Source organism: Chitinophaga sp. YR627 (assembly GCF_900114995.1).
Lineage (GTDB): Bacteria > Bacteroidota > Bacteroidia > Chitinophagales > Chitinophagaceae > Chitinophaga.
Genome location: NZ_FOUX01000005.1, coordinates 546,958 through 570,693, shown reverse-complemented (window position 1 = coordinate 570,693; position 23,736 = coordinate 546,958). Strand labels below are relative to the sequence as shown.

General features: G+C 44.6%; 23 protein-coding genes. 12 read left to right on the top strand and 11 right to left on the bottom strand.

Annotated features, from left to right (window positions below; translation table 11 throughout):
- Window positions 1-43 precede the first annotated feature (43 nt).
- Both BMZ72_RS27370 and BMZ72_RS27365 read right to left on the bottom strand, forming a co-directional pair.
- A complete protein-coding gene (locus BMZ72_RS27370; RefSeq protein ID WP_089813078.1) occupies window positions 44-1,549 on the bottom strand; it encodes a family 43 glycosylhydrolase in 1,506 nt (501 codons plus the stop codon).
- A 123-nt stretch (window positions 1,550-1,672) separates the two neighbouring features.
- Window positions 1,673-2,272, bottom strand: a complete 600-nt coding sequence (locus BMZ72_RS27365; RefSeq protein WP_089813075.1) for a hypothetical protein — start codon at window positions 2,270-2,272, stop codon at window positions 1,673-1,675.
- 317 nt (window positions 2,273-2,589) lie between these two features.
- Here BMZ72_RS27365 and BMZ72_RS27360 point away from each other — a divergent pair, with 317 nt between their 5' ends.
- Window positions 2,590-2,901 carry a response regulator gene (locus BMZ72_RS27360; protein ID WP_089813073.1) on the top strand — a complete coding sequence of 104 codons (312 nt, stop codon included), beginning with the start codon at window positions 2,590-2,592 and terminating at the stop codon, window positions 2,899-2,901.
- 54 nt (window positions 2,902-2,955) lie between these two features.
- Here the strand turns inward: BMZ72_RS27360 and BMZ72_RS27355 are convergent, their stop codons facing one another.
- On the bottom strand, window positions 2,956-3,582 hold the full coding sequence (locus BMZ72_RS27355) for a hypothetical protein (protein WP_089813071.1): 627 nt from the start codon (window positions 3,580-3,582) through the stop codon (window positions 2,956-2,958).
- A 974-nt stretch (window positions 3,583-4,556) separates the two neighbouring features.
- Here BMZ72_RS27355 and BMZ72_RS27350 point away from each other — a divergent pair.
- Together BMZ72_RS27350 and BMZ72_RS27345 are read left to right on the top strand one after the other, a co-directional pair.
- Window positions 4,557-5,204 (top strand): hypothetical protein, encoded by a 648-nt coding sequence (locus BMZ72_RS27350; protein ID WP_089813070.1) that lies wholly within the window; start codon window positions 4,557-4,559, stop codon window positions 5,202-5,204.
- 17 nt (window positions 5,205-5,221) lie between these two features.
- On the top strand, window positions 5,222-5,923 hold the full coding sequence (locus BMZ72_RS27345) for an SMUG2 DNA glycosylase family protein (protein WP_089813068.1): 702 nt from the start codon (window positions 5,222-5,224) through the stop codon (window positions 5,921-5,923).
- A gap of 95 nt (window positions 5,924-6,018) precedes the next feature.
- Here BMZ72_RS27345 and BMZ72_RS27340 read toward each other — a convergent pair whose 3' ends face one another.
- Together BMZ72_RS27340 and BMZ72_RS27335 are read right to left on the bottom strand one after the other, a co-directional pair.
- Window positions 6,019-7,035 (bottom strand): hypothetical protein, encoded by a 1,017-nt coding sequence (locus BMZ72_RS27340; protein WP_089813066.1) that lies wholly within the window; start codon window positions 7,033-7,035, stop codon window positions 6,019-6,021.
- 130 nt (window positions 7,036-7,165) lie between these two features.
- Window positions 7,166-8,380, bottom strand: coding sequence for an alpha/beta hydrolase-fold protein (locus BMZ72_RS27335; protein WP_089813064.1), 1,215 nt, complete (start codon window positions 8,378-8,380; stop codon window positions 7,166-7,168).
- Window positions 8,381-8,596: 216 nt separating this feature from the next.
- On the opposite strand from BMZ72_RS27335, the gene BMZ72_RS27330 reads away from it, so the two are divergent.
- Together BMZ72_RS27330 and BMZ72_RS27325 are read left to right on the top strand one after the other, a co-directional pair.
- Window positions 8,597-10,759, top strand: a complete 2,163-nt coding sequence (locus BMZ72_RS27330) for a xanthine dehydrogenase family protein molybdopterin-binding subunit (protein WP_089813062.1) — start codon at window positions 8,597-8,599, stop codon at window positions 10,757-10,759.
- A gap of 72 nt (window positions 10,760-10,831) precedes the next feature.
- Complete coding sequence (locus BMZ72_RS27325; RefSeq protein WP_089813060.1) at window positions 10,832-11,716, top strand: hypothetical protein; 885 nt, start codon at window positions 10,832-10,834, stop codon at window positions 11,714-11,716.
- A gap of 89 nt (window positions 11,717-11,805) precedes the next feature.
- Here the strand turns inward: BMZ72_RS27325 and BMZ72_RS27320 are convergent, their stop codons facing one another.
- The 4 genes from BMZ72_RS27320 to BMZ72_RS27305 all read right to left on the bottom strand — a co-directional run bounded on the left by BMZ72_RS27320 (window position 11,806) and on the right by BMZ72_RS27305 (window position 13,742).
- The gene (locus BMZ72_RS27320) at window positions 11,806-12,309 is read right to left on the bottom strand and encodes an SRPBCC family protein (protein WP_089813058.1); all 504 of its coding nucleotides are present in this window, start codon (window positions 12,307-12,309) and stop codon (window positions 11,806-11,808) included.
- A 41-nt stretch (window positions 12,310-12,350) separates the two neighbouring features.
- Window positions 12,351-12,731 carry a MauE/DoxX family redox-associated membrane protein gene (locus BMZ72_RS27315; RefSeq protein ID WP_089813056.1) on the bottom strand — a complete coding sequence of 127 codons (381 nt, stop codon included), beginning with the start codon at window positions 12,729-12,731 and terminating at the stop codon, window positions 12,351-12,353.
- Between the two features lie 159 nt (window positions 12,732-12,890).
- Entirely contained in the window at window positions 12,891-13,193 is a 303-nt protein-coding gene (locus BMZ72_RS27310; RefSeq protein ID WP_089813054.1) for a hypothetical protein, read from the bottom strand.
- Between the two features lie 33 nt (window positions 13,194-13,226).
- Window positions 13,227-13,742, bottom strand: coding sequence for a hypothetical protein (locus BMZ72_RS27305; RefSeq protein ID WP_089813052.1), 516 nt, complete (start codon window positions 13,740-13,742; stop codon window positions 13,227-13,229).
- A 198-nt stretch (window positions 13,743-13,940) separates the two neighbouring features.
- Here BMZ72_RS27305 and BMZ72_RS27300 point away from each other — a divergent pair, with 198 nt between their 5' ends.
- From BMZ72_RS27300 to BMZ72_RS27290, 3 genes are all read left to right on the top strand, one after another.
- Window positions 13,941-14,396, top strand: a complete 456-nt coding sequence (locus tag BMZ72_RS27300) for a 6-pyruvoyl trahydropterin synthase family protein (protein ID WP_089813050.1) — start codon at window positions 13,941-13,943, stop codon at window positions 14,394-14,396.
- A gap of 153 nt (window positions 14,397-14,549) precedes the next feature.
- Entirely contained in the window at window positions 14,550-15,281 is a 732-nt protein-coding gene (locus BMZ72_RS27295) for a hypothetical protein (protein ID WP_089813048.1), read from the top strand.
- A 157-nt stretch (window positions 15,282-15,438) separates the two neighbouring features.
- Window positions 15,439-17,838 (top strand): ABC transporter permease, encoded by a 2,400-nt coding sequence (locus BMZ72_RS27290; RefSeq protein WP_089813046.1) that lies wholly within the window; start codon window positions 15,439-15,441, stop codon window positions 17,836-17,838.
- An 18-nt stretch (window positions 17,839-17,856) separates the two neighbouring features.
- Here BMZ72_RS27290 and BMZ72_RS27285 read toward each other — a convergent pair whose 3' ends face one another.
- Both BMZ72_RS27285 and BMZ72_RS27280 read right to left on the bottom strand, forming a co-directional pair.
- Window positions 17,857-18,891, bottom strand: coding sequence for an adenylate/guanylate cyclase domain-containing protein (locus BMZ72_RS27285; RefSeq protein WP_089813044.1), 1,035 nt, complete (start codon window positions 18,889-18,891; stop codon window positions 17,857-17,859).
- 150 nt (window positions 18,892-19,041) lie between these two features.
- Window positions 19,042-21,405 (bottom strand): alpha-L-rhamnosidase-related protein, encoded by a 2,364-nt coding sequence (locus tag BMZ72_RS27280; RefSeq protein WP_089813042.1) that lies wholly within the window; start codon window positions 21,403-21,405, stop codon window positions 19,042-19,044.
- Window positions 21,406-21,575: 170 nt separating this feature from the next.
- Here BMZ72_RS27280 and BMZ72_RS27275 point away from each other — a divergent pair, with 170 nt between their 5' ends.
- From BMZ72_RS27275 to BMZ72_RS27260, 4 genes are read left to right on the top strand one after another with little or no spacing between them, the layout of a single operon-like run.
- Complete coding sequence (locus tag BMZ72_RS27275) at window positions 21,576-21,791, top strand: hypothetical protein (protein WP_089813040.1); 216 nt, start codon at window positions 21,576-21,578, stop codon at window positions 21,789-21,791.
- A 27-nt stretch (window positions 21,792-21,818) separates the two neighbouring features.
- The gene (locus BMZ72_RS27270) at window positions 21,819-22,349 is read left to right on the top strand and encodes an RNA polymerase sigma factor (RefSeq protein ID WP_089813038.1); all 531 of its coding nucleotides are present in this window, start codon (window positions 21,819-21,821) and stop codon (window positions 22,347-22,349) included.
- On the top strand, window positions 22,346-22,786 hold the full coding sequence (locus BMZ72_RS27265; protein ID WP_089813037.1) for a hypothetical protein: 441 nt from the start codon (window positions 22,346-22,348) through the stop codon (window positions 22,784-22,786). The genes BMZ72_RS27270 and BMZ72_RS27265 overlap by 4 nt, the downstream gene beginning before the upstream one ends.
- A gap of 31 nt (window positions 22,787-22,817) precedes the next feature.
- Window positions 22,818-23,726, top strand: a complete 909-nt coding sequence (locus BMZ72_RS27260; protein WP_089813035.1) for an SMP-30/gluconolactonase/LRE family protein — start codon at window positions 22,818-22,820, stop codon at window positions 23,724-23,726.
- Window positions 23,727-23,736: the final 10 nt, after the last annotated feature.

Genomic DNA, 23,736 nt, shown 5'->3' with positions numbered 1-23,736 from the left:
AATCAAAGCGGCTGCTCAACATGTTGAGCAGCCGCTTTGTGTATTATTTGTTGTGTAATCTGAAGAAGGCAAATTGAGCGTTTTCGTTTTTGTTGCCACTGTATTGCAGACCCAGTCGCGGACTTCTGTCCCATTGCGCCAGGGAGCCAGTTGCCAGACCAGTAGCGAGTGGCATCCAGGTAGCCTCGTCTGTCTGATAAAAGAACTCGCAGTTATTACCACCGGACATGGCGATTTTCAGTCCGATAGCGGAGGCAGGTACAGGTGCTGCCTTTATGGTGATACGTTGTTTGTTCTCTGTTTTCCAGACTTTCACACTATCTCCTTCCACACCAATGCCAATGGCTGCGTTTGCATCTCCATATATAACCAGGCCTTTGAGGGCTTTGTTATGATTAGTCACGGTGGTGGACATTTCAAAGTTATCGGCAGTTGGCCGTACTGTCAGTGCGATGCCAGCCGGATTTTCTTTTGTGACTACGCCGGATAAGCGGAGCGTTCCTTTTTGCTGTTGTATAGAAGGAGTGGCGTGGCGGAAGTCCCATTGCCAGTAGTTAGCCGGTTTTTTACCATCAAATGGATCGTAAAGGTCCACAGGTGTTGTAGTGCTGATATCGACTGTTTTCAGTGCGGGCCAGCCAGATGGTGTTTGCCATGATAACTGAGAAAGGAGTGCTTCACGGCCGGTGAACACTGTGCTTTTCTTATTGTAGGCATGGTGGAGGTAGTAAGTCTGATGGTTATCAGCAGCCACGAACGTGCCATGTCCCATACATTTCCAGCTATCGTTCTCACTAAGGATAGGATTGCCTTCAAAGTATTTATAAGGACCTTTGAAGCTGGTGGCACGGGCAACGTTCACGGAGTAGGTGCATCCTCCTCCGCAACAATTGCCGGCGGAGTAAAAGAGATAATAGTAGTTATCTTTTTTCAGGATGCTTTGTCCTTCCATACCTGCACGGTTGTCGTCTTTCAGCAGGGTGAATGGTTCGCCTTCTGTTTTTAGTCCGTCGGCGGACAATTTGTATCCCAATATTTCAATAGGTCTGTTTTCCAGTCCGTATGCCTTAAAGGTGATATACCGTTGACCGTTATCATCGTAGATAAAAGCATCGATGGCTTCTTTTCCATGTTCGATGATCACGCCGTGGTCTGTGAATCCATGGTCGGGGTAGCGGGAGGTGGCAACACCGATAAAGGATTGGTTGTCCGACTTACGTCTCGCGGTATAATAGATGTAGTAAGTGTCGCCTATCTTATAATATTCCGGCGCCCAGAAGGAGCCTACTGTCCACTCCGGTGCCTTGTTGAATACGTAGCCTGTCTGCCGCCAGTCTTTCAGGTTGGAAGACTTATAGACAGGATAATAAGGCGCCCATTCTGAGGAGGTGCCTGTTGCATAGTAGACACTATCTACTTTGATGATGGATGGATCTGCCAGGTCGCCTGCGATTACAGGGCCTGTTGTGGACTGAGCGTGGAGCGTGGCACACATTGACAGACAAACAAACGAAAGTAGTGGAGCAAGATACTTTTTAGTCCGATACATGTGGTTCTGGTTAATGAATATGATATGAAAATAGTGGAATCAGGCTGTTTCCGGCCGATTAAGGGGAATAAAGTTAAAATTTAAAATGAGGAATTTGTGCTGATTTTGCCGGGGATATTGGGGTCAGGGCATCGTGTACCGCATCAGTATCTGCCATACGTCTCCGCTGTCGATAGGATCTCTGTGGCGTTTGAAATATTGTTTTTTGCTTTGTTCCCTGATCTTCAGGTCCACGTTTTTTATATCTCCTGCTTTGGCGTAAACAGGGTTGTTGATCAAGGGGTCATTGGTATTCTGATAGTCAATAACGAAACCACTCCGGTTAATGCTTTTGCTGATCTGAATATCTGCGGCCTGGAAAGAGTTGAAATGAATAACGGCGCCTATGCGGTATCCGTTATCCTGGAGACAGGCGATCATTCCTTCAGCGAAGGCGGCACCCATACTATGTGTGACGAAGGTGAACTGATCGTGCTCTTTTGAAAGGCCGGTGGTCAGTGAGGCGTAATGTTGCCTTGCATACAGGTGTCCTTTTTGAATCCTTTCAGAGACGTTGGATAATACAGGGTGCTGAATATCGGTAAAATGAGGAGAAAGGCCGCATCCGAGGTAATCATGTGCAGCTTTTACAAATGGGCTGCCGGCTCCCTGCCAGTATCCTTCGCCGCCCGGATAGGTGCCGGGGAATAAAAAGCCATTGACAAAGATGATCTTTTGATGCATGGGATGTGATTACGCCGGCAAGATATGCAATAGGCGAGTCTGATGGAGATGAAGGAATTGTAAACAGTGGTGTTGGGCATTTTTTTATTGAAAATCAGATGTTTATATAGGTTGTGCCCTACGTTTTTTTTGTTTATTTTGATACGGTTCTCTATCTTCAGAAAAATCCATTAGAGCGCCTGTGAATATTCACTGTAGCTATGTTATAGCGGTTATATCCGGGAGTAAGTCATTGGGAGCAATATTTTAGTAAGACCTCATTTTAAGCAAAAGATAATTGTACTGGATGACAATGAAGACATCCTTGAAGCCGTGTCATTGGTCTTAAGGAGGAAACAAATGGACGTGATAGCCCTGAGAGATCCCGCGAACTTGAGCAAAATATCCCCTTACATCAGCCAGTTTTACTGCTTATGGATATTTTCCTGGGTGGTTATGATGGCCGTAAAATCTGTCGCCGTTTGAAGGATAGTCATTTATTTGATCAATTATCAGTGGTCTTATTTTCTGCACAGACTTATTCAAAGGAATCGGCAGTGGAGAGTGGTGCGGATGCTGTATTGAATAAGCCGTTTTCCCTAAAAACCTTATACGGCGTCATCGATAATATGTTGAGTAAGCAACATTGAGGTGATAAACCGGACAATAAAAAACCGGAGAGGGACTCTCCGGCTTAAATCACTTTATTGTTCTGTCACCAGGTCTGGTTGTCCGATATTTCTTTTTATGACGTCTGTGGCTATACTGATCAGCAATCTGGCATAATCATAGCCAAAAGGCTGTAAGCCATAGATGAAGCATTTGTTGTCTTTTACTTCCACATTTACGTCTCCTGCAATCAACATGGTGTTAAAGAGGTCCACGCCTATTACCTGTTCTATTGTGCCTGACTCCTCGGATTCCAGTATATATTTGTGATTAAAGGCCGGTACGGTCTTTACTTTAACAGAATTTGGAAAGTACAGGTTAAGGAACTTATCACCCTGTGTATTTGCCCTGATGATAAAATCGGGCATTGGCTGATCGAACTTTATATAGATACCTGCGTATTTCATTGTTGCATCAGCAGGAAACGCCTGATCTGCCAGCATGGGTGTTGTCGTGGTTTTATGTGAATTGCGGTACTTTACAAAGTAAACCCGTTGTAAAAAGCCAGTAAATTTCCAGGCATATGTTACTCTGAAATGTTCACCTCTGTGGAGTGAAGAAAATTGACTTAGATCGATTTCTTTTATAGACTCTTTGGTCAGTGGGAAATCTTTTTTTAATTCAGCTAGTATTTCTTTCTCCTGCTTTGCGTCTTCAGCCATATTAAACCTTATTAACGATATTGATTGTTTTAGATTGTTGCACCTGACAACTGCTGCCTGTAGATGGTTTTTCCTGCATGCATTGTCTTATCCAGGGATACTGGTTATTATTCCTCTGCTGAAAAATGTTGAGCGCCGGTTGCAGATAGCAAGCATTCCGGGTGAGTTGCCCGGGTACCGGTTGGTCGATTTTTAAAGAGTGATGTGTGTTTGATAATTGTAGCTGTTGAGGACAGCCCAGTCATCGCAGCCAGATTACTCATAGTATAGTTCATGGGCATAAATATACTAACTCTTACAGTATTGTTCCAAGAATATGGTACGAATGGGAGATGATTGAGTGAGTAATTGATATGTTTAATTATATGGTTTTTAGTTTATTGTGGCCGTTTTGGATAGTTAGGAGGAGCTTTATTATAAATGTTGGGCAGGGGCTGTTTTCTTCGTACTGGCTTATTTATTTGATTGAATATTAACTTGTTTGTGATGTTTTTTTGTCTGTAGTGGTTTGCTGGGTTTTATGTGGTTTGGGGGTGTAAAGTTGACTGTGTCATGTATGTGAGGTGTATTGATGATGAAAGCCGCTTTAAAGGGTGTATATTTGCGCCCAATTTTACGGGGTTGTATGCATGTGGAGAGATGGTTGAGTGGGTGGATGGAGCGGTTGGTAAAGGGCTGAGGGGCGGGGCGTTGGTTGGGCTTTAGCTTTTTGCAGGGGACGGGCTAAGGTCCGTTTTGCCATCTGAAAGCCTTCGCTTATTCCAGCGTTCAGTGTTAGTAATGGGGTGGTTGAGGTAATGGAGTGTTTAGTGGGGAGTGGATTTGAGCTGGATGGAGTGGGATAGCGTGGAGTAGGATAGAATGGGGTGGAATGGAATGAGGATGAGTAGAGTGGGGGGGCAGGATTGAGGAGGGATGCGGGATTGAGGGTGGCTGCAGGAGATTATTGATAATTATAGTGTTTATTTAATAGTATGATAAGTCCAATTGAGATTACCGCGTCTGTTCAGCAACTGATAGATCGTATCGGGTCAGCATATCTTCATGAGATTATTTCTGTGCAGCCAGATCCGGCTGCAAAAGCGGGGAATAGTTATGTTAATGTGCAGCATAAAGTTGCAAAAGATGGAGGCAACCTGGTGTATGGCTGGGCTGTATGGTTGGGTGATTTTATCTGTGAGGGAGAGCATTATGCGGTGTGGGAAGATGAAGAGGGGAATCTGACAGATGTTACCCCGCATCCGGGAATGCCGGGGCAGCTGTTGTTTATTCCGGATGACAGATATGTCTATGAGGGAAAATATATCAGTAATGTGAGAGTAAGTATAGGTAATAATCCGCTGATCGGGCATTTCATCTTATTATCAGAGATGAAGGATTTTCTGAAGCAGTTTTCTACGCGTGTGGATGATGACAATATTCATTTCAATACCTATACGGGTAATGTGTATAACCATTATAATACTTTGTGTGATAATCTCGAACTTTATATGAGAGAGGGGGGTAAGTCTGGCACACCGTGTTATTGTAAGAGTTCCAAGCCTTATAGTCAGTGTCATGGTAAGAATCTTTTGTCTGCCATGGAAATTGACAGAACGAATGTTACAAAAGTGAATAGCTGATCACATCAATTGTAATCATGAAGCAGACATTTGCCGAACACGTCATTGACTTTAATAGTCATCTGCAGTATACGGGTACGCTGCCGCCGGGTATCCGGATCATGAATCCATTTCGTGAACAGCCGCAGGTGATGGATATTATGCAGCAGTTTTACCGTAAATATTATGGTGATCATCATCGGCGGCGAATGATTATGGGGATTAATCCCGGCAGACTGGGATCTGGTGCGACCGGTATTCCTTTTACTGATACCAAGCGGTTGACAGAAGTACTTGGTATAGGCATTAACGGCATAAAGACACATGAGCCGTCATCTGTGTTTGTGTATGATGTTATCAGTGCTTATGGCGGTCCGGTTGCTTTTTACAAGGATTTTTATTTTGCTTCTGTTTCTCCGCTTGGATTCACTTCAGTGAAAGCGGACGGTTCAGAAATCAATTACAACTATTACGACAGCAAGGCGCTGACAAATGCGGTGTACGACTTTATGGTAAGTAGTATCCGTCAGCAGCTGGAGTTTGGTATCGATACTGATGTGTGTTATTGTTTTGGAACAGGGAAGAATGCGGCCTTTCTGCAACAGCTGAATGCAAAGGAACAGTTTTTCAAAACGATCGTTCCGCTGGAACATCCCCGGTTTATTATGCAGTACAGGCAGAAGCGTAAAGAAGAGTTTATTACCAAATATCTGGAAGCTTTTGCAGCTTACAGCAAATAACGCAATAAATAATACTGTGATATACGGGAAGGGGCCACTGATACATTTGTACCAGTGGCCCCTTCCCCGTATATCTGCATATGATGGTTTGACCATTAAGGTCTTGTGAACAGAATACCCTCACTTTTTCCGGCATCAGAATTAAGGATGATCTGATGTACTTTGGCGCCGTCGTTGATCTGCATGGAAGCGGTGTTGGGTGGAATAGTGCCCAGGTTTTCCGCATGCATGACGAGGTAGTTCTTTTTGTGTATCAGGGGAACGACGATCTTCGCACCCGCTTTTGATACTACCAGGCCTTTCACGATCCATTCACCGTTCAGGTTCAGCGAGATAATGTCGCCATCTTCTGTCTGCGCGTCATTTATAAACACGTCGACGTGATCGCCATTTACCTGTATTGTCTTTGTAAAATCAACTTTTCTGCCCTGGAGTATTGCAGGTTGTGCGTGTTTTTTCCGGAAGCGGATATCGAAGAGGAAGTTATTTTCATCAAAATCGCCTACAAAATGAATCAGGCTGCCCTGCCGTTGCCAGTAACCCTTTTTGTTACAGGTATAAGAGAGGTATTCGTAATCTTCGGGCAGGTACCAGGCATAAGATAAGCGGGTATTGATACTACGGGTGACTTCTTTGTCATCCATAATACGGATGCCGTAAGAACCAGGATATCTGACAGACCTGGCACTATCTGTTTTATAGATGATGGTATCACCTTTAAACGTTAGGTTTTTAGCCAGTTCCTTTTCTTCTATATACGAGAAACCACCAGTAGGGAATTTTATCTGAACTTCTCCATTCTTTGTAATTGTATCAACGGGATCGGGAGAAAAATAAAGGAACTTCCGGGACTTCTCCTGTGGAGTCAGCAACAGGGCTATACTATCAAAACTGGTCACTTTTAACTGACTGAATACGACTGCCTGTTTAAGACCACCGTCTGGTACAAAAATGATACTGTTGAAGTTGCTTTTCGACCATTCGTCCCGCTTCTTTCTTAATATTTTCTCAAAAGTCGCAACGATTGTTTCGTTTGTGGACGGGGTTTGTGCAGACAGTATATCAGGTATAAGCAGGCAAAAAACTAAGAGGCATGCATAGGTAAGGCGCATAATAATTTCAAAGGTTTTAGGGAGTCGCAAAGATAGTTAATGCGCGAAGTTTTTTTGGGGAATCTTATGCGGAAAGCGATCATCCGGTACTATCGATACGGGATGATCGTATTGGTGGCGTTGCTATAAGTTATCTTGTGGATAAAGCAAGCTTATCTACTTTCTCCTGCACATGCTGCACCTGTTTTACTGCCAGCGATTTCTTCCAGTAAGTGACCGCTTTGGCTGAGTCTCCTTTTTCCATATAATAATCGCCCATGCTGTCATAAGTGTTAAAACTTTTTGGGAAGTAGGCTATATTAAGTTCAAAGAACATTTGTGATTTTGCGTAATTCTTTATGGATAGATGGTGATAACCTAACTGATTGAATTCCCACTCGTATGGAAGAACGGGGTATCCCATTTCCTTGCTGAGTGTTTTGTAGTGTGTTGTGATCAGTGTGCGCAGAGAGTCTGTATCACCTGCCTTATCCGAATAGAGGTAAGTAGGAAACCAGTAAGAGCGGAAGAATGTCCGGAGGCCATCATACTGGGCAATTAACGGAATAGAATTGTGATAATCGTTGGGGTAATAGTTATAGGACCAGTTAAGATGATTGTGCGTATGTTGCTTCAGTTTCGCTGCCAGCTGGAGGATGGCACTGGTATGTATGGAGCCCATTGAATTATCTTTTTTTACCTGAATAGTGTCAAGGCTGGCGTTCATTGTATGGGCAATGGCGAGGTAAAGGCGTTTGTTCTTAAAGTCCTGGTGTTCCAGTAAGCTGTCGAGGGACTGAAGCATACGGCTGCTATTCCAGAAAATACTTGGATCGGAGGCGATATAGGCGTTAAACATGTTGGGGTGGTGCAGGAGAGTATTAAGGACCATCAGGCCTCCCAGAGAGTGACCGGAGTAGACTCTAAAAGGAGCAGTGGGGTACTTATTATCAATATAGGGAAAGAGTTCTTTCTCGATGAAGGTGGTAAACTGCTCGCCGCCACCGGAGCAAGGTATATTCGCATCAACAGTAGGTGTCAGGTCATGCATGCGATTGCCGTTCGTACTGGCGATGCCGACGATGATCATCTGTGGCATGGCGGTAACTCCGTTTACACTCATTTGCTGGATCATGGTCTGAAGGTAGCCGAAATGTGAATCCCCATCCAATACATACAATACAGGGTAAGCTGGTTTTACAAAGTAATTGGTGTCGTTATTAGGACAGTAGATCCAAAGCTGTCTTTTTTCTTTGAGAATATCTGAGTAAATACTGTCGGGTTGCCCAAAAGAAACCAGTTGCTGAGGCGTCTGGGCGATTGTTAGTAATGGCAGCAGGAGGATGAGCAGGAGTAGTTTTCTCATGGCGTTTTTTTAAGCGACAATGTCGTCAGATTATCAGATTCCAGGGGGAATATGTGATGTAAGTGCGGATAAATGGGACAGAAGATGACCGTTTAAAAATGACCGTTGGTATAGTATAGTTGGCAGCTCGTCAATCAGGGTTGTCTGGTTGCATGTGAATGAGTAATTTGATGGGCGATAAGTCCTGCTTTTTAAGGTCTGTAAATCACATTTCTGATGACGGAGCATAGACGTCTTTCCCGGAGAACATTCCTGCGCAATACCGGCATGTCCGGCGTTGCTTTAACAATCGGGCTTTGCTGGCCTGTATTGGGAAGAAATGCCAGTAAAATTATTCATGCCCATGAGGTTACCGATGCAGCGACAGAGCTGATGTCCTGGATATCTATTGATAGTGCGGGAATGGTCACCATCTTTAATCACCGTTCGGAGATGGGGCAGGGCACCTGGCAGGCGATACCCCAGATCATTGCGGAGGAACTGGAAGTCAGTATGGATCAGATATCTATCCGGTCAGCGGCTGCTGCTCCAAAGAAATATGGTCCGCAGCCACAGGAGGGTAGTTTTTCCATTCGTGGCTGGTATCAGCAGTTATTACGCGTTGGCGCTTCTGCCAGGGAAATGCTGATCCGGGCGGCTGCACAACAGTGGCAGGTGGATGTAAAGACGTGTTATGCGGAGAATGGACAGGTGATACATCGCGGAACGGGGAGGGTATTGGCGTATGGGAAGCTGGTAAAGGCGGCATCGCAGTTAACACCACCGGCGGATGTTACCTTAAAAGCCCGTAAGGATTATAAAGTCATCGGCAAACCTCTGCACCGGAATGATGCTGTACTAAAAACGAATGGTAGCGCGGTATTCGGTATGGATAAGCAATTGCCGGGGATGCTGTATGCGGTGGTAGAGCGTAATCCGCGTTTCAGGGGAAAAGTAAAAAGTTTTGATGATACAGCTGTAAGGGCAGTACATGGTGTAACGCATGTATTTAAGGTGCAGCGGGATGTGTTCGGGTTATTGTTTGAAGGGGTGGCAGTTGTGGCAAATTCTTCCTGGGCGGCTATGCAGGGTAGGAAAAAGTTGAAGGTGGAGTGGAATGATGAGGGGTTTGAGCATCTTGATTCTGAGCAGCTGTATACAAGGATGCGGGAAGATCTGTATAAGCTGCCGCCATCGGCTGCTTTTGATACCGCATTAAAGGCCACGGATGCCAGTATAGAAGCCATTTATGAAGCACCGTATCAATCGCATAGTTGTATGGAACCTGTGAATTGTACCGCAGATGTAAAGGACAACAGTATAACGATCTGGGGACCGATACAGGAAGCAAACTGGATACAGGGTAATCTGAGTGAGCGGTTGGGTATTCCCATTGAAAATGTTCATGTGCATATGACGTTTTTAGGCGGTGGCTTCGGGCGTAAGGCGTTTACGGATTATCCACTGGAAGCGGCGCTGATTTCAAAGGAGATAAAGGCGCCGGTACAGTTGCTGTGTACGCGGGAAGATGATATGACGATGGGACCTTTTCGTGCCGGTGCGATGTACCGGTGCAGGGGAGGTGTGACGACAGCGAAAAAGATCGGCGCATTACAGATCGTTTCTGCTTCCCAATATATCAGTGTGGGCCAGCTGGAGGATTCGATACCGCAGGCATTGCCCATTAATGGTGGAAATTCTGCTGGTCTGGCGGAAGATTATTATACATCTATCCCACATTATAGTTTTGGCGGTATTTCTACCCGATCTCCGATACCGACCATGTGGTGGCGTGCACCAGGCGCCAATGTAGATCTGTTTGCCAGCGAGAGTTTTATAGATGAGCTGGCGCATCTTGCCAAGGAAGATCCCTTATTATTCAGGAAACGGCATCTAAGTTCTGCACGTTATCAGGCGATGGTCAGTCAACTGGCGGCTTTCAGCAACTGGGATACACGGGAACCGAATACGGGTTGGGGTGTAGCTATTACTGAATGTTTTGGCAGCCGGGTAGGGCAGGTTGTAAAGGTATCCCGGGGCAAAGAGAAAGGCGTTAAGGTCGATAAGGTCTTTGCTGTCATAGATTGTGGCTGGTATGTCAATCCGGATATTATCCGCGCACAGGTAGAAGGAAGTATTATTATGGGCCTGGGGGCGGCCGTGCATCATGCTACTCATTTTAAGGAAGGTAAAGCTGTTGAAGAGAATTTCAATACTTATCCCATGCCGCGCATTCATGAGGTCCCTGAAATAGCTGTGCATATTATGGAGAATAATGAAAGTCCGGGTGGTGTGGGAGAACCGGGCTTACCTGCTTTTGCACCTGCATTGTGTAATGCCATCTTTGATCTTACCGGCAAACGGATACGCAGGTTGCCTTTTGCTCTGGAAGATGTGTAAATGTGTATGTTCTTCATCCATAGCAATTAGTTAACCTGTTGTCAGACGAGAATCAATGCAAATAAATCAACTATGAAGTTTATGACTGCCGGCATTGGCGCACTGCTATGCGCTTTATTGCCTTTTACGAAGAATGGTCCGGATATGCGCATCGAACACGCCTATACAGTGGATTCACTGGGTGCTTGTCAGGGGGTGTCTTACCAGCAAGGTAAATATTTTCTGTATGGAGACCGGGAGGTTGGTATGATCAGAGAATATACGCTGCATGGAGACAGTCTTATTTACGCCAACAAAGAAATGAAACTGACCTTACATGATACGGATGTCATTAATCATCCTACGGGGTTTGCTTATCATGAAGGGTTACCTTTTTTTATCGGGAACAGTATCCGGCTTAATAAAGAAGGCAGCCGCTGGCGTGCAGTGATCTATTCTGTTGACTGGAAGGGTTTACAGCGCACAGGTTCACTGGATGGTAATCTGCTTAATACGATCGAAGACGACGCCTGTATCCAGGGTACAAGGCCGGAGTATGTGCAATACAATAAGAAATGGTATGTTGCTACAGCGGACTATGGTGATAAGGGTAATGAGGTACGGTTATATGATCCTGTTACATTGCGCAACGTAAAAAAGACGTCAGATAAGGGTGTATTGTATAAGAAATTCACCTGTAGCGCGTGGGTGCAGAACCTGCACTGGCTGCCGGAGTATGGCTGGCTGGTATTGATACAGAATCAGGTAGAAGGACGAAAATGGCGGTTTACCTACATTGATCTGGCGGAGAGTATTGCGACCGGTAAACAGAAAGTAGTAAAAGTGGTGGATATTGACGGTCGGGAGGATGAACTGGAAGGATTTACTTTTATACCTGGTGCTGGAAAAGGAAGGGGAATTGCGGTTACTTCTTCAAGGAAAGAGAATGTGAGTATGATGCATATTGACTGGAAGTAATGTAGTAATATGCTTTAATAAAACGGGCTGCGTAAAAGTATTACGCAGCCCGTTTTATTAAAGCATATTAATGGTAAAGCGTTACCTGTTTATTTACGCAGATGTAACAGGAGTTCATCCAGTTTTTCCAGTGTGGCTGCCAGTCCCTGTTCCATGCCCATCTGTATAACGGTTTCCAGGTCTGAGAGCGATTTATAGGTAACGACTGTTTCTACCAGTGCATTTTCTCCTTTGTCAGTGAATGTCACTACCCATTCAGCGCGTGGCAGTGCTTCATTGATTTCACCATCTGCATTACAGAATGCATCCAGAGAGGTGTAATAGTCGATGGGGTGGATCTTCAGGTAGTCAGTATATCCCCAGTATTCTGTGCCATTAGGGTCTATCATGGCGTAGTGCCAGTGACCGCCTTCACGAAAATCAAATGATTTGGTTTTTGTTGATAGCGGTGCAGGGGCAAACCACTGATCAAGCAATTCGCTTTTGGTATAACAATCCCACACCAATTGCCTGTCGGCCAGGAATTCGCGTCTTACTGTCAGGGTATTTTTCTGCTTGTCTGCAATGAAATCGAATTGCAAGTTGTGTTTCATTTATGATTCTTTTATGGATGATGGCGATTGACAGTCTTTTGTTATTCTCTGACCATTGGCAGGTATTTGTGCCAGTTTTCAATAATCACCCAGGTGATAATGGCGATTATCGTCAGCACGATCGGTAAACCAGAAGGGGCCACGGTGATATTGGTCAACAGAATACCAACCAGTACGGGAAGAATAACGATGGCTCCAAGTGCTCTGGTCTTTTTGAAGATTAGCAGTAATCCGCCGATGGCTTCTACAGCACCCACCAGTGGCATGAGCCAGCCGATTTCCATCATTGCCATACCTGATTTTACCATTTTCTCAGGCATGTCCTTAGGGACAGGCATATAGTGGAAGAACTTGTCCAGGCCAGCATTGAGGAACATCAGACCTGTCAGTAAGCATAATACAAAAAGAACTTTCGCTTTCATAGTTATTAGTTTTTTATAGAAACCATTCGGTTGCGAATATACTTGCAACTAATCGGTTTCTCAAAATTATTTTGAATAAAGTTACCGAGTGCTGTTTTTGATACTGTAATATAAGATATAGGGGGCGGAGAAATGTCAGACTGAGCTGAGGATAGGTGTTTAAGGGGCGGTATTACTATTGCTGATGCGGTATCTTTTTCGTCCAAATTCGGTTTCATTTTCTACTTCATGTGGTTCATATTTTCTGATAAGCATTATTTCACCTGCATTTTCCAGGTATTGCAGATCTTCTGTTGATAAATCATTGATGGAGAGTTGAATGGTTTGTGCCGGGGAAACCTCCAGCTGCCAGGGATACCAATTAAGGCCCCATATTTCGAAGTAGTATTCAAACTCATCGCTTTTATATGCCTCACATTGATGTTTTATTTCCTGCAGGATCTGTTTTCTTCTTTCGTCCATTCTTATAGATTGATGCGATTACGCGTATTTATATTATCGTATGAGTGAGACCGCACCCATTTGCTGCATTGCCTGTCCTTTGCTGTCTATATAACGTACTACCCAGCCGTAGGTACCATTATTGACTCCTGCACCGTCCCATCCGAATGCTCCCATCAGGGCGAGTTGAAACCCCAGCTTGTTGTTAATAGGAATAACAGCTACGTCCATTGTCATTAGATAAGTAGTGCCAGGAACCATAGCCGCAGATAACTGCTGGCCAACTGATTCTACCTTTCCTTCATATGTATTGCCTGCAAAAAAAATAGCTTGTACGAGCAACTGGATATACGTCTTTCCGTCTTTTGGCATTAATGGCGGCGGGATAGGTGACACTAAGGGATAAGTATCAGCATCTCCTTCAACAAAAAACCACGGTGCAGGTACCTGTGATATTCCGGGTATTCCTTCGAAAGAAGGGTTCCCCAGCGGACTGCTTTGTGCCTGGCATAAACAGGTAGTAAGTAGTAGAAGGAAATTGATTTTCAGGCAATTGACAATTGCTGTCATAATAACAGGATATAGGAATCCGGCAAAGCTAGTATAAAAAGGATAGATAAAGGTTAACAGGTATGGAAAACTTGCCGGAGGCGGGGAAATCCGGAAGTATACGGACTTGAAATTTAAAGATCGGGTGATGTTTATCAGTTTGGTATTTGACCGGAATCAGTGGTCATGATCAACAGGCGGGATACTTTTGCTCTCCTCATGAAACAGATTGTACGACTCACCAGGATATTCAGATTCGAGATGGCGCATGCGCTTTCAGGACATAAAGGACTTTGTAAACATATTCACGGACATTCCTATCAACTGGAAGTGACTATCAGCGGGCAACCGGATCATACTCCCGGACGAAGCAATGAAGGAATGGTATTGGATTTTGGCGATTTGAAAACCATTGTGCAACGGGAAATTATTGCACCGCTGGATCATGCGCTTATGTTAAAAGAAGGTAGCGTGTTGTCTTTGGGGGACCCGGATAGTGAATTGTTTGCCCGGGTTGTATGGACGCCCTGGCAACCAACCTGTGAGAATATGGTGGTGGATTTTGCGCAGCGTATTATTGCGCAGCTACCGGAAGCAATAAGGCTTTGCAGACTGAAGTTGTACGAGACGCATACTTCGTATGCTGAATGGTATGCCAGTGATAATGCGGAATGATGATAAAAGGACTCTTCAGGGTATAAGAGCTGACTACGGCAATATATTTTGTGGCTGTGTTACTGTATTGGAATAAAGCTGATATTCGCTTCATGGATATTGCGATGCGCAGTTCCTGTTCCTTTCGTACAAGGATATTGAACAGACTACAAAATGAACGAAACAAGTAAACAGCAATTAAGCCTTCTGCGTCAGCGGATCCCTGTTGGTCTGACTGCCGGATTGAAATTGCTTGAAAAGGCAGATGGGGATATCAACGATGCTGTATTATTATTCAGGAAAGAGATTTTACAGACTTTGGTCAGCAAAATTGGTTTACCGGAAGACCTTATTCAGCGGCATCTGATCAACAATAACTATGATATTGATGCTACCATAAAAAGTATTGATGAAGAACGTTTTACTTTGACTGAGCGCATTTTAAAGCGTTATCAAAATAAAGAAGAAGCCCTGGATCAGATAACGTTTGCTGTTCTGGAACGACATAGTATATACAGGGATGGTTGGCTGGATTTTAAACAGCTGGCTGGTTTCCCGACGGAGGTATATTGCCTGGTGGCTATTACTGAATGGCTACTTTATGTGGACTATGAAGCATTAGATGTTGCCTTATCTTTCAGACTGGAGGAAATCAGTGATCAGCTGGAAACAGTATTGCAGCTTTCTTCGTTATCTAACGCGCAGAGACAGGCAGGGGAGCTGGCGGAATTACTGTATACAAAATATGAGGTTCCCGGTAATATTGAAAACTACATAGCTGCCGTTCAGGAGTTGAGAGAAAGTGATATCTACAGGCAGTATGAACATCTTTATAAAGAACAACGGGATCTGGTGATAGAAAAGCTTTACGACCTTGTAAAAGCCAATGTGCAGCTCTTCCCTTAAATATGCCTTTTTATCATTAGCTGAATGGCCGGCCCCGTACATCCAATGTCCTCAAACGGACAGTTTTCCGAAAATTATATCCTTTAATCTGCTGCAAATCAGCTTTTATTGATTTGGCATAGGCATTGACGTGTCCTGGTGTTTCAAGTGTCCTCCTATGTTTAAGAACTATTTCACCATTGCCATCCGTAATCTGGCGCATAATAAAGTGTATTCTTTTATCAATATTGCGGGGTTGACCATTGGTCTGACTTGTGCGATGCTGATCCTGTTGTATGTAAAGGATGAGGTCAGTTTTGACCGGTTCCATGAGAAAAGCGCCAGTATCTACCGGATAACGCTCAGCTCTTTCAATCGGGGAGAAGCGCGCAGGTTTTCAAGTACAGGCCTTTTACAGGGACCCAGGTTCTCACAACAGGTAGCCGGGATCAAGTCATTTGTGCGTGTTCAGGATGGACGGATGGACTTTAAAAAAGACGGAGACATTGAAAGCCGCAATGTATTTTTTGTAGATGCAAATTTCTTCTCACTATTTTCTTTTCCCCTGATCCATGGCGATGCCAGTACCTGTTTAAAACAGCCACATACTGTTGTACTGACAAAGGATGAGGCAGAAAAGCAGTTTGGTACTGCAGATGCTGTCGGTAAAGTGCTGATGCTGGCGGAAGGCAAAACATTTGTGTCTTATGAGGTTACAGCAGTAACGGAGAACTGTCCGCAGAACTCATCTATCCAATATAAGATATTGTTACCTATCCGGCAGACAGACGCTGACATGCGGAACAATGATAACTGGTTTGGTTATTTCCTTAACACCTTTGTTGAACTGGAGGAACATGCCAATCCGCTGGCCGTTTCCGCTCAAATGCAACGCTTTTATGAAAAGGATGCCCGGGAGACGTTTGATGCGATGAACGTGAAATTTGGCGGTGAAAAAGGCGGAGATATGGGGACTTACGCTTTGCAGCCTTTTGCTGATATACATATGAGCACAACGTTTCCGGCGCAGAATGGTCTGGAGAAAGCCAGTAATCCGATCTATGCTTATATTCTTTCAGGAATAGCGCTTTTCGTGCTGCTGATCGCCAGTATCAATTTCGTGAATCTGACGGTGGCCCGTTCTGTAAGAAGAGTGAAGGAAATCGGGATCCGTAAGGCGATTGGCAGTGACAGAGGACAGTTGATCGTACAATTCCTGGGCGAATCATTTATCTTATGTGCCATTGCTTTTGTGCTGGCCATTGCGTTAGCACAGCTGATCCTGCCTGTCTTTAATGAGCTATCCAATAAGAAGCTGGCCATTGGTTATCTGGTGGATACCAAACTGATCACAGGGTATATCATGCTCTTTGTGCTGACTGGTTTACTGGCAGGTTTTTATCCGGCACTGGTATTATCGGGATATAGTCCTGTAGAAACGCTCTATAGCAGGTTCCTTTTAAAAGGCAAAGGATATCTGCAACAATCACTGGTGGTATTACAGTTTACACTTGCTTCGTTCCTGATCATTGCCACCTTTACGATCTATTCCCAGTTTAATTATCTTGTTAAGGCCGATCTGGGTTACAATGATCATGATATCGTTATGCTTGAGAAAGGGAATATGACGCATCAGGAAGCCGGGGTGTTCAAAGAAGAGTTGCTTAAGTATCCGGATATTGTGTCTGTAGCGCCTAAGAATGGTGGTTCCTGGGGAACGATGGCGAAGCTTGACAACGACTCTTCCATCCGGTTTGCATGGGAGACGGTGGATGAATCTTATCTGGAAACCTTAAAGATCCCGCTGGTGAAAGGGCGGAATTTTTCCACTGCACATCCTGGAGATTCGGCGCATGCGGTGCTGGTAAACGAGGCTTTTGTGAAAGAGGCGGGATGGAAGGACCCGATAGGGAAACAGATTGTTTTTAATTTTCACAATAACAAAACTTTTGAAGTTGTCGGTGTGGTAAAGGATTATCACTATGCGGCACTCAACAATAAAATAGCTCCGCAGTTGTTCACAATGAACAATGCGAATCCCTATGGTACTTTCTATATCAGGATCAGACCTGGTTCTGCTACCCGTAGTCTGGCGTATATTCAGCAGCAATTCAGGCAATTCTTTCCTTTCAGTCCTTACGCGCCTGTCTTTAAAAATGAGGTGAATCGGCGGAACTATGAGTCTGAGGCCAGGTGGAAGCAGATTATCTTATTTAGCGCTATACTAACCATTTTTATATCCTGTATCGGTTTGTTTGGTTTGTCTGTATTATCAGCGGAAAAGCGTATTAAGGAAATTGGTATCAGGAAGGTATTGGGAGCATCGGTACAAAGCATTGCGACGATCTTGTCGGTGGAGTTTGTAAAGCTGGTGATGATCGCTTTAGTTATTGCGGTTCCGTTAGCATGGCTGGCAGCCAGTAAGTGGCTGGAAAATTATCCTTACCGTATTTCTCTAAGCTGGTCTCTCTTTGCATGGGGCGGAGGTCTGGTGGTGCTGATCGCGGTATGTACCGTTAGTTATCAGGCGGTTAAAGCTGCACTGGCTAATCCTGTACAGAGCCTTAGAAGAGAATAGCAAGGCGTATTTGTATGGTCAGATCTTCCATTTCACAGCTACCAGCTGCATTTCTTTTTGTTTTCCTCGCAGTTTGATGGAACCTAAAGTCTGCGCAGCAAAATGGCCTGCCAGGCGGAGTGAGTCTGCCAGTTCTCCGGAAACAATGATCTCTTCATTGAACTCTTTACACATATTCTGTATACGGGAAGTCGTATTCAGTACATCGCCGGAGTAGGTGATGTCTCTTTTGATGATACCCACTTCACCAGCCACTACCTTACCACAATGAATACCGGCTTTGAAGGTGGGTGTTAGTCCGTATAGCCGGGTGTACTTGTTGTTTAGCTGTTGCAGGTGATATTTAATATCAAAGAAGCATTTTACGCATTCACTATTTTGTATACCCTCTTCATATTTCCAGGCTACGATCACTTCATCACCTACATACTGATAGATCTCTCCTTTGTTGTCGAGGATAGGGTTGGTAATGTCGGTGAAGATGTCCTTGAGAAATGCGTGGTATTTTTTATCACCCAAAGTTTCTGCAATTGTGGTGGAGGAATTCAGGTCCAGGAACATGAAGATCCTGCGTTCTTCTTTAGGCGTATTGTATTTACCCCGCAGGATATTCCAGAAAACACCCTTTCCGAATTTGTTGTTGATCTGCAGGAATAATTGTGTGATTGCAACAACGACGCCCCATATCATACAGTTCTTCAATATCCGTAGTGGATCAGAAGGAACATCGAAGGCACGCAGTACGATATTTACAATAGCCAGCACAACCAGGAAAGATATCACAACCGTGACGATGGTATAACCATATGATTTGTCCCGGAACTTTACGTTGACGTAAAATACCAGGAGACTACCACCCAGGAGTGCACCGATCAGCGCTGCTCCCATATTAATGATGATGGATGCTGCAATAGTATATTTGGGTATAGGGGCCACTGCGTTGGTGGTAAACAGCGCGACTCGGTCATAGAGCGGAATGAAAAGGCCTATTATCAGCCATATGCCGGTAATGATTCCCAGTTGCTTCAGCTTGTAGGATGTTCTCCTGTTCATGATGTTAAGGGAGATTTTACTTACCTAATATATCCTTTTTTAGGATGAAATGATCGACTTCATTGTCTCAGCGATGATGAGACGGCGTTTATAAAAGGTACACCCGCCACAGGAGCGGGTGTATTGTGTAATTAGTTTTCCGTGGCTATCTTATATTTCCAATAGATTCTCTCCGGCCTTAAGCGGATATTTCTTACTCTTCCATACCAGTGTACCGGTGGTTCGCTCAGGTAAACGGATCTTAATTTTCCACCTGTTCTTATCGAAAGTATATGTAACGGCAAGTTTTCCGTTTGGATGAGGGATCTCTCCGCTGATGTCCTTTAAATCTCCCAGGTGTGGCGTTATTTTTATTTTGCGGAAGCCAGGTCCATCTGTATCAATGCCCAGTACCATCCGGAAGAATTCGATGTTAGGACTGGCGCCCCAGGCGTGACAGTCGGAGCGGCTGTTGGGAAGATCGGATATTTCAGCCCAGGTAGTTAAGCCCATTTTGATATTGTCCCGCCATACATCCAGCCATTTGAGGTAATCATTACCGAGACCTCCTTTAGCCAGCGCCAGGTGCAGGTAATATTTGAAATAGATGGTGCATTGTGTGAGGGACTTGTCTGTCAGGAGTTGCCGGCAGATATCCGGAAGATCCTGTTGATTAACCAGACCCGCTAGTATAGCCAGTGCGTTGGCGTGTTGCGAATAGACATCCTTTTCATCGGTATCTGCAAACAGTTTTCTGGCAGCATTCCAGTATTTATTCCGGATGGTTGTTTTTAGTAAGGCCGCTTTGTTTCTGTACAAATCAGCATATGCCGGCATGCCCATGCCGGCTTCCAGTTCGGCGGCCCATTGGTAAGCCATTAATAGCTGCAGATCAAGGATAGCGGATGCGCCGTCTGTACCTTTAGGCGGCATGGCGAAGTTCCATCCTTTGCCCCCCACCCAGTCTATAAAGTTCCAGTAAGGCAAGCCTCTTAAGGATCCGTCTTTGCCCTGATATCTGCTGAAAAAGTCGAGTACGGCACGTTCTCCGACCAGTTTACTTTGGATGAAATTACTATCGGGTCTGTACATCCAGTAATCGTGCAGCATACCGATATACCATAAGGAGAAGGTGGATATGATCTGTGTGCTGCGGGTAGGCCAGCGGCTTTGTGTGGCGCCTTCAGTGATACGGGAATGGTCCATCAGATCGATGGCATTGCGTGCCAGTCTGTCGTCGCCACTGTTATAGTAGCTGATCAGCGCCTGTATACGTGTATCGCCTATGTACTGTAACTGTTCATAATAAGGGCAGTCGAAATAGGTCTCCATAGCACATAAACGGGCTGTGCGCCATCCGATATCCAGGATCTGTTTCAACTCATTATTCTGTGTATTAAAAGCTGCATTAAATTTAAAAGGGTAGCCGGTAAATACACCAGATATATCATCTATTATCAATGGCTCCTGCTGTGTATGGATGGTTACGAGTATATAACGGAAGGTTCTCCAGTAAAGCGTCGTATAGGATTGTCCTGTATCTCCACAGGAGACCAGGCTATCTTTCCTGCCTTTGAAATCTTTACCATCCACATCATTACGGTTCCCTTTCCGGTCGCCATATTTTGCCGCATCATCGTAGAGGGATTCTGCATAACGCATGGAGATACCGGCATTTTTGCCTTTGCTGAAGTGCAGGTTGATGTAGGCATTGGTCAGGAATGTCTGATCCAGAATAAAAGATACCGTTGTGTCGGCAGGGATGGTAACGGCTGTTTTTGAAGCGGGGAAGGTAGCGGGCAGGTTAATGCCTGTTGTCTTTCTGACAAGCGGCAGTCGTTGCGGGGTCAGTTCCATCTGTGGTAAAGAGGAGGGAACCAGCATCCAGGCCAATCCATCACCATCGCCTTTGAGGTGCCCCTGAAACAGGTGAGCTGCAGCTGGCCAGTTGTTATCATTGAAGTCAAGACGTGTCCAGTCTTTAACAGACTGATTCATGTCTACGAATTCGCCGGTACTCGCAGCAAAGAAGCCGGTAACAGGCTGGTAGCCGTTATCACGTATATATTTCCAGGAGTTATTGGTGTTTAAGATCTCTTCTTCCCGACCACTGCCCTGTAAGATAAACGCTGTTCTTACGGAGATCTGGGCTTCGGGGCGATTTTCGGCCTCATTATAGACCATGGCTGCCACTATATTAGGCCCAGCGGTGAGGTAGGGGGCGAGATCAACGGTTTCATAATTCCAGTAATAGGTATCACCACGGGCCGGGCCCAGAGACACCAGTGTACCGTTTACGTATAACTTATAACGGTTATCAGCTGATACATGGATAATGAAGCTGGAAGGTTTAGCGGGGAGATCAATCCTTTTTCTGAAATAGTAGACCCCATAGTTATTGCCAGACTCATTCTGTGGTGCAATCCAATTGGCATTCCATGGCCTGCTCTGAGAGGCATACACAGCGGATTGTGCATGGCTGGTGTTGGGTAGCAAAAGAAGGCAGAGCGCTACCACACTGAGTAATTTCTTCATCCAATAAACGTGAAATTGATTAAAAGTGTAATATAACTGTTATTGTACATCCTGCATCCTACACTGTCCTGTTTGGGCGTTTGTTGTTTATGCGGGGTTAAAATATTTTCGGCCCCCCAAACTTTTTCTTTACCTGTCGCGTATCTGATATGTCAAAAAATTCCGACATTATGAAAAAATCAACCATCTCTGTAGTGATCGTTGTGTTATTATTGGGGAATGCACGACATATGGAGCGTCCTGCTACTGATCAGTGGCTAAAGATTGATCCCAAAGGACAGCTGTGGCAGAGCAGGGACGGCATCAACTGGACGATGTCCAATGCACAGTCGATCTATCGCCTGGCAGATGGCAGTATGTTGCTGAAACAAAACATTGAACTCTAAACCCTCAAACAGACCGTTATACTGCTTTTGGAATCCGCCTTCACATATACTGAATATGAACTCATACAGGGGCTAAAACACCGTGATACTGTTGTATATGCGTATTTGTATGATAGATATGCAGGAGCGCTTTACAGCATTATACTGGATTTTACAAACGATGAAGGAATGGCGGCAGATGCTTTGCAAGAGACTTTTATCAAGATATGGCGTAATATAGACAGTTATGATACTGCGCGGGGAAGGCTGTTCACCTGGATGCATCGCATTGCGCGGAACACTGTATTAGACAAGCTGCGGAACAGCGAGTATCAACATAGCCGGCTGATGAAACCAGTAGAAGGAGACGTGGCAAATCTGTCAATAGACGATCATAGCTATGTATTCGGATTGCGGGAACTGACCACTAATTTGAAGAAGGAACATCGTGTTTTAATAGATTTATCTTACTTTCAGGGATACACACAAGAAGAAATATCAAAGCAGCTGAATATTCCTCTTGGAACCGTCAAGACAAGATTAAGAGCTGCGTTGGCCGCGTTAAGAAAAATGATTTGAATACAAAATCTCATATAACAGATGGCAGCATAGAGCGCTTTGTGCTTGGGTTCAGTACTCCTGAAGAAGAGGATGAACTGTACCGGATGAAAATTCAGTTCCTGGATGTATGCACTGAAATGGAAGAGGTGGAAAGAAGGATCGAAAGAATTGCATTGAACCGGGCGATCATTCCTCCTATAACAGTAAAATGGGAAATTATTGAAAGTATACGTAGAGAGATAGAAAGAAAGGAAGAAGATGAACCGGTGATATCATCAGATTGGAAAGTTATTGAAAAGGCGCTGAGAGAAGATTTGGAAAAGAAAAATGAACTGTCTTTCTCCCAGACTATAACTATACATAAAGGGTGGCTGGTTTTTTTGATTGGTGAACTGGCAATTGCTGTTTTAGGCTTGCTGGCGATGCTGGTACATCATATCATTCATCGTGGTTAAAAGATAGGTCATAGTCTTTATAAATATACATATGAACAGGATCTGTGGTTTCACTTTATTGGGTTTCATGTTGATGGCAACAGTCAATACAGTTGTTGGTCAGCAGTCACCTGCACTCCGCGTAATTGCGCCAGGCGCCACGTTAAAAAAGGTAGCAGGCACATTTGCTTTTTCTGAAGGTCCGGCTGTTAATAAACGGGGAGATATTTACTTTACTGACCAGCCTAATGACAAGATCTGGAAGTATGATATACGTGGCAAACTGTCTTTATTTATGGATAAGACAGGGCGTTCAAATGGGCTGTATTTTGACCGGAAGGGTAATCTGATCTCCTGTGCGGATGAAAAGGATGAGTTATGGTCTATTGGGCCGGATAAAAAGGTAACGGTATTGCTGAGTCATTTTGAAGGCAAACGTCTGAACGGACCTAATGACCTGTGGATAGACCCTAAAGGGGGGATCTACTTTACTGATCCCTATTACCAACGCGATTATTGGGATCGTAAGCAGCCTGAGATCCCAGGTCAGAAAGTGTATTATCTGCCAAAGGGAAAGACGGAGCCGGTGATCGTTGAAGACAGTGTGGTAAAACCGAATGGTATCGTAGGTACACCAGATGGCAAATATCTGTATGTTGCCGATATTCAGGCAAATAAGACCTATCGTTATGCGATTGAGCAGGATGGTAGTCTGAAGGACCGCCAGGAGTTTGTTCCACAAGGCTCTGATGGTATGACGCTGGATAGCGAAGGCAACCTGTATATTACCGGAAGAGGGGTGACTGTCTACGACAATAAAGGCAGGCAGCTGGGCAATATACCGGTATCTGCTAACTGGACAGGGAATGTATGTTTTGGTGGCAAAGACCGGAAAACCTTGTTTATAACCGCATCAGAGTCTGTATATACGCTGCGGATGCAGGTGAAGGGAGTGGAGTAATCTACATCCC

Bases quoted from the DNA above. Each gene is read 5' to 3' on its own strand.
- BMZ72_RS27365 (WP_089813075.1), bottom strand. From the start codon at position 2,272: ATGCATCAAAAGATCATCTTTGTCAATGGCTTTTTATTCCCCGGCACC.
- BMZ72_RS27370 (WP_089813078.1), bottom strand. From the start codon at position 1,549: ATGTATCGGACTAAAAAGTATCTTGCTCCACTACTTTCGTTTGTTTGT.
- BMZ72_RS27305 (WP_089813052.1), bottom strand. From the start codon at position 13,742: ATGACAGCAATTGTCAATTGCCTGAAAATCAATTTCCTTCTACTACTT.
- BMZ72_RS27260 (WP_089813035.1), top strand. From the start codon at position 22,818: ATGAACAGGATCTGTGGTTTCACTTTATTGGGTTTCATGTTGATGGCA.
- BMZ72_RS27320 (WP_089813058.1), bottom strand. From the start codon at position 12,309: ATGAAACACAACTTGCAATTCGATTTCATTGCAGACAAGCAGAAAAAT.
- BMZ72_RS27335 (WP_089813064.1), bottom strand. From the start codon at position 8,380: ATGAGAAAACTACTCCTGCTCATCCTCCTGCTGCCATTACTAACAATC.
- BMZ72_RS27315 (WP_089813056.1), bottom strand. From the start codon at position 12,731: ATGAAAGCGAAAGTTCTTTTTGTATTATGCTTACTGACAGGTCTGATG.
- BMZ72_RS27280 (WP_089813042.1), bottom strand. From the start codon at position 21,405: ATGAAGAAATTACTCAGTGTGGTAGCGCTCTGCCTTCTTTTGCTACCC.
- BMZ72_RS27290 (WP_089813046.1), top strand. From the start codon at position 15,439: ATGTTTAAGAACTATTTCACCATTGCCATCCGTAATCTGGCGCATAAT.
- BMZ72_RS27330 (WP_089813062.1), top strand. From the start codon at position 8,597: ATGACGGAGCATAGACGTCTTTCCCGGAGAACATTCCTGCGCAATACC.
- BMZ72_RS27345 (WP_089813068.1), top strand. From the start codon at position 5,222: ATGAAGCAGACATTTGCCGAACACGTCATTGACTTTAATAGTCATCTG.
- BMZ72_RS27275 (WP_089813040.1), top strand. From the start codon at position 21,576: ATGAAAAAATCAACCATCTCTGTAGTGATCGTTGTGTTATTATTGGGG.
- BMZ72_RS27285 (WP_089813044.1), bottom strand. From the start codon at position 18,891: ATGAACAGGAGAACATCCTACAAGCTGAAGCAACTGGGAATCATTACC.
- BMZ72_RS27340 (WP_089813066.1), bottom strand. From the start codon at position 7,035: ATGCGCCTTACCTATGCATGCCTCTTAGTTTTTTGCCTGCTTATACCT.
- BMZ72_RS27350 (WP_089813070.1), top strand. From the start codon at position 4,557: ATGATAAGTCCAATTGAGATTACCGCGTCTGTTCAGCAACTGATAGAT.
- BMZ72_RS27355 (WP_089813071.1), bottom strand. From the start codon at position 3,582: ATGGCTGAAGACGCAAAGCAGGAGAAAGAAATACTAGCTGAATTAAAA.
- BMZ72_RS27295 (WP_089813048.1), top strand. From the start codon at position 14,550: ATGAACGAAACAAGTAAACAGCAATTAAGCCTTCTGCGTCAGCGGATC.
- BMZ72_RS27325 (WP_089813060.1), top strand. From the start codon at position 10,832: ATGAAGTTTATGACTGCCGGCATTGGCGCACTGCTATGCGCTTTATTG.
- BMZ72_RS27300 (WP_089813050.1), top strand. From the start codon at position 13,941: ATGAAACAGATTGTACGACTCACCAGGATATTCAGATTCGAGATGGCG.
- BMZ72_RS27310 (WP_089813054.1), bottom strand. From the start codon at position 13,193: ATGGACGAAAGAAGAAAACAGATCCTGCAGGAAATAAAACATCAATGT.